This is a genomic window from Streptomyces sp. LS1784 (assembly GCF_020103755.1).
GTDB lineage: Bacteria > Actinomycetota > Actinomycetes > Streptomycetales > Streptomycetaceae > Kitasatospora.
The window spans coordinates 1-4,992 of sequence record NZ_JAHSQD010000583.1 but is presented as its reverse complement, the minus strand read 5'-3'; the positions used below and the strand labels follow the sequence as shown (position 1 = coordinate 4,992).

Sequence of the window (4,992 nt, the reverse complement as noted above, 5' to 3'; positions counted from 1 at the left end):
CGCGCGTCACGGCGCGTCGGCCCGGGCCGGGTCGACGGGCGTGGCGGGGGCGGGCAGGGTGGTGCGGGCGCCGAGGTCGCCGACGCCGTAGACGAGCCGGCTGCGGTCGGCCGAGTAGCGGGTCTCGATGACCCGCACGGGCCCGCGCCGGTCGTAGGTGACGCGGGTCTGCACCATCAGCGGCACGCCGGGGCCGCCCTGGAACCACTGGGCCTCCTCGGGGCCGGGCATCCGGGCGACCAGGTGGTCGACGGCGCCGATCTCGGTGCGCCCGAGGGTGGCGAGCACCGCCTCGTCGCCGCCCTCGACGGGATCGGGTTCCATCAGCGGGGTGCCGGCGGCGAGGCCGGCCCGGTAGTGGCTCTCCTCGATCGAGTACGGCTCGCGGTCGAGCAGCCGCAGCTGGCGGCGGACCACGATGGCCTCGCCGGGGCGCAGTCCGAGCCGTTCGGCGATGTCCACCCGGGCCCGGACGATCATCATCTCGAAGTCGGTGCCGAGTTCCCGCCCGGCTTCGTCGGCCTCGCCGAGGTAGACGGCGGAGGGTGCGGCGAGGCAGTCGCGCGGTGTGGCGGGCGGGCAGGGTCCGTAGGCGCGGTGGTCCAGGACGGGGTGTTCGCGCAGGTACGTGCCCTTGCCCTGGAGGCGGACCAGGCGGCCCTCGTTGACCAGGACGTCGACGGCGAGCCGGACGGTGTTGCGGGCGACGCCGTACTGGCGCTCCAGTTCGCTCTCGACCGGCAGGGCGGCGTCGGCGGTGAACTCGCCCTCGGCGATCCGGCGGCGCAGGTCGGCGGCGAGGCGCTGGTATTTGGGGGATTGGGCGGTGCCCCGGGGGATTTTCACCCTCGTGAATGTAGCGAGCGCGGTGAGCCGGTTTCAGCCGTTTCCGGCAATATCGTCCGAGCGGGTTGACCGCGGGCCCGCGCAGTCGACTCCCAGTAGCAGAACTGGCCCGTCCTGATACGAACAGCTGGTCGTGGCGAATTCGGGAAGGGGTTGGAACGGAAAAGGGGGGCGCATGGAATTGCCCACGCGCCCCCCTTTCGTACGGACCCTCTTCGTACGGACCCTCTTCGTGCGGGCCCCCTTCGCACGGGCCCCTTTCCGACCGGCCCCTTTCCTACGGGACTACCAGCGCGCCGCCGAGGGCAGCGGCTCCCCGTACCAGAGCTCGACCAGGTGCCGGGCGATCGAGATGCCGGACGGCGGCAGGATCTCGCCCGCCTCCATCCCGGCCCGCAGCTCCTCGCGGGAGAACCAGCGCGCCTCGGCCAGCTCCTCGCCGTCCACGGTGATCTCGGTGCCGCCGGGCAGCGCCCGGCCCGTGAAGCCGAGCATCAGGCTGGACGGGAACGGCCAGGGCTGGCTGGCGACGTAGCGCACCTCGCCGACCCGGACGCCCGCCTCCTCGTGCACCTCGCGGGCCACCGCCTGCTCGATCGACTCCCCCGGTTCGACGAAGCCGGCCAGCGTCGACCAGCGGCCCTCCGGCCACAGCGCCTGGCGGCCGAGCAGGCAGCGGTCCTGCTCGTCGGTGATCACCATGATCACCGCCGGGTCGGTGCGCGGGTAGTGCTCGGCCGCGCAGGAGGTGCAGCGCCGCACGTGCCCGGCGCCGGCCTTCTCGGTCGGGTGCCCGCAGCGCGAGCAGAAACTGTGCAGCCGGTGCCAGTGCTCCAGCGCCACGGCGTGCACCAGCAGCCCGGCGTCCCGGTCGGACAGCAGCCCGCCGACCTCGCGCAGACCGGCCGGGCGGGCGTCGCCGTCCAGGCGCCCGGGCAGGCTCTCGCCGGCCAGCGCGAAGTACGAGACGCCGTCCTGGTCGGTGCCGAGGAAGTACCGGTCGCCGGTCTGCGGCGCCTCGAAGGAGGGCAGCAACACGAGCTCGGTGCCCTGCGCGGTGTCGACCACGAACGCCTCGCCGCCGGCGATCGGCAGGACCCGGGTGCTCGGGTGGCTCCAGGCGGCCGCCAGCCAGGGCTCGTCGAAACGGTGCTCGGCCGCCCGGTCCACCCCGGACCGGGCCAGTGCCAGGTGCAGCGGGCGCTCGGTCTCAGGCACGGTGCTCACGTCTGTTCCATCCCCACGTGGTGAATCATCCGGATGAGTGATCTGGCTGCCATGGTGCACGCAGCGGGGGTCATGCCCCCGGCCGGAAGTTCTCGGCCAGGTCGCCCCAGAGGTACGCGGCGGTCTCCACGCCCTTGGCCAGCAGGTCCAGCTCGACCTTCTCGTTGACCGAGTGCCAGCCGTCCGAGGGCACCGAGATGCCGAGGAACAGCACCGGCGCGCCCAGCACGTCCTGGAGGTCGGCGGCGGGGCCGGAGCCGCCCTCGCGGGTGAAGAGGATCTTCTGCTCGAAGGCCCGCCCCATCGCGCGGACGGTGGACTGGAGCGCGGGGTGGTCCAGCGGGGTCAGGCAGGGGCGGGTCGCGCCCGGGAAGACCAGTTCGTACCGGATGCCCTCGGGCACCTGCTCGGCCACCCAGGCCCGCACCGCCTCACGGACCTTCTCCACCTCCTGCCCGGCGACCAGCCGGAAGGACAGCTTGAGGTGGGCCGAGGCCGGGACGATGGTCTTGCCGCCGGGGCCGGTGTAGCCGCCCCAGATGCCGTTGACCTCGGCGGTCGGGCGGGCCCAGATCCGCTCCAGGGTGGAGTAGCCGGCCTCGCCGCGGGTGCCGTACGACTTGGCGACCTTCAGCCACTGCTCCTCGTCGAAGGGCAGCTCGGCGAACAGCTCGCGCTCGCGCTCGGTCAGCTCGATGACGCCGTCGTAGAAGCCGGGGATCGCGACCCTGCGGTCGGTGTCGTGCAGGGCGGCGGCCATCTCCGCCGCGACCTGGGCCGGGTTGGGGACGGCGCCGCCGAAGGAGCCGGAGTGGATGTCGGTGTCCGGCCCGTACAGGTCGACCTGGGCGTCGGCCAGGCCGCGCATGCCGGTGCAGACGGTCGGCGTGGTCGCGGACCACATGCCGGTGTCCGAGATGACGACCACGTCGGCGGCCAGCCGCCCGGCCTCGCGCCGGACCAGGTCGGCGAAGTTCGGCGAGCCGGACTCCTCCTCGCCCTCGATCAGCAGCTTGAGGTTGACGGCCGGGGCGGTGCGGCCGGTGGCGGCCAGGTGGGCGCGCACGCCCAGGGTGTGGAAGAACACCTGGCCCTTGTCGTCGGCGGCGCCGCGCGCGTACAGCCGGCCGTCGACCACGGTCGGGGTGAACGGCTCGGTCTCCCAGCCGTCCTCCCGGGCCGCGGGCTGCACGTCGTGGTGCCCGTAGACCAGGACGGTCGGCGCGGACGAGTCCCCGGAGGGCCACTCGGCGAACACCGCCGGCAGTCCGTCGGTCTCCCACACCTCGGCCACCGGGAAGCCGGTCTCGCGCAGCTTGGCGACCAGCCACTCGGCCGAGCGCCGCACGTCACCGGACCGGGCTGGGTCGGCGGAGACCGAGGGGATGGCCAGCCACTCGGAGAGGTCGGCGAGGAAGGCGGCCTGGTGCTGATCGATGTAGGAGCGGACGACGCTGTCCGGGGTTCTCGTCATACCGACGACTGTAGTTCGCCCGTGCGGGTGCCCGCCCCGGCCGTCCGGCTGCCGGGCGCTCCGGGGGCTGTAACCTCCGTCACCCCCGTCGCGGCGGTGACGCGCGACGGGGGTGACGGACGGGTGCGCCGGGCTCAGCCCGAGCGGCGCAGCAGGGTGATCCGCGAGCGGGTCATCAGCGCCGCGAGTCCGGCGGCGAGCAGCGGCAGCAGCAGCACGGTGGCGGCGATGGTGGGCCACGGGAAGATCAGGGCGCTCTTGCTGGCGATCTCCTCGGGGCTCATGCCGGGGTAGCTGCTCGCCGCGGCCTCGACCTTGCGCAGGGCCACCCCCGGCACCACGCCGCAGACCACGCCGAGCAGGGCGCCCATGGCGGCGATCACCCCGCACTGGAAGCCGGACAGCGAGCGCCGGATGCGGGGCTCGGCGCCGACCGCCGCGAGGGTGGTCAGGTCGCGCTGGGAGTCGGCGGCGGCCAGCCCGGTGGCGATGCCGGCCGCGCCGAGGGCGACGATGCCCGCGAAGACGTTCAGGCCGAGCTGGATCAGTCCGGCCGGGGATTCGTAGCCGCGTTCGATCTTGAGCACGTCGTGGTCGGCGAGCTTGGCGAGCGCGCCGTCGGCCTTCTGCTGGGCGCGGTCCGAGGGCATGGCACCGGGCAGCCAGACGGAGCCCGCCGGGGCGGTGGCAAAGCCGAGCCGGGCGACGGTCTCCTGGCTGAGCACGGCCTGGGCGGGGGCCTTCAGCGCGGGCTCGGCGAGGACGGCGTCCACGCTGATCTCGGTGATGGTGGGCTTGCCCTGACCGCTGCCGGTGACCGGAGTGCTGTACCGCAGGGCGGTCTTGCCGTCCTTGATGTAGCGGGCGTCGAAGACCACCGCCTTGCCGGCGGCGAGGGCCTGGCCGGCGGCCGGGTCGGTGACTCCGTAGAGGTTGTGCAGCAGGGTGGCGCCCCCGGACGTGACCGCAGTGAACTGGCCGCCGCGGCGGTGGTCCGCCTGGCAGCGCTTGTCGGTGCTCATGACGTGCTCGCTCTCGGCCAGGGAGAGGGTGTCGCCCGAGTCCATGAGCGGGCAGCGCTCCTCCTTGGGCAGTTCCACGCTGATGTAGCCGCAGTAGCTGCCCTCGGCGCAGTCGCCCTTCGGCTCGACGCGCCGGATGTCGGCGCGCGGGCCGAGGTCGGGGATGCTGCGTTCGACGGCCTCGCGCATCTGCGGCAGCAGCTTGGCGTCGGACAGCCAGCCGCTGCCGAGGATGACCGCCCCGGACGGACCGGAGGCGATGTACTCGCGCCGGTACTGCTCCTCGTAGCTGGCGATGTAGACGCTGACCGCGACGGAGCCGGCGACGGCGGCCATCACGGCGGCCACGGCGGGCGCGGTGCGGCCGCGGTGGCGCACCGAGTCGCGCAGGGCGAGCCGGGGGCCGAGCGGGAGCCAGCGGCC

At 73.8% G+C, this 4,992-nt stretch carries 4 protein-coding genes; all 4 read right to left on the bottom strand.

Features of this window, described 5'->3' with window-relative positions:
- Nucleotides 1–6: 6 nt before the first annotated feature.
- Entirely contained in the window at nt 7–846 is an 840-nt protein-coding gene (locus tag KS423_RS48235) for a GntR family transcriptional regulator (protein WP_224284345.1), read from the bottom strand.
- Between the two features lie 285 nt (nt 847–1,131).
- Nucleotides 1,132–2,073 carry an NAD(+) diphosphatase gene (gene nudC / locus KS423_RS38260; RefSeq protein WP_224284344.1) on the bottom strand — a complete coding sequence of 314 codons (942 nt, stop codon included), beginning with the start codon at nt 2,071–2,073 and terminating at the stop codon, nt 1,132–1,134.
- Nucleotides 2,074–2,143: 70 nt separating this feature from the next.
- Complete coding sequence (locus KS423_RS38255) at nt 2,144–3,547, bottom strand: dipeptidase (protein ID WP_224284343.1); 1,404 nt, start codon at nt 3,545–3,547, stop codon at nt 2,144–2,146.
- Between the two features lie 134 nt (nt 3,548–3,681).
- Nucleotides 3,682–4,992, bottom strand: a 1,311-nt coding sequence (locus KS423_RS38250) for an ABC transporter permease (protein ID WP_224284342.1), incomplete at its 5' end; no start/stop codon positions are given.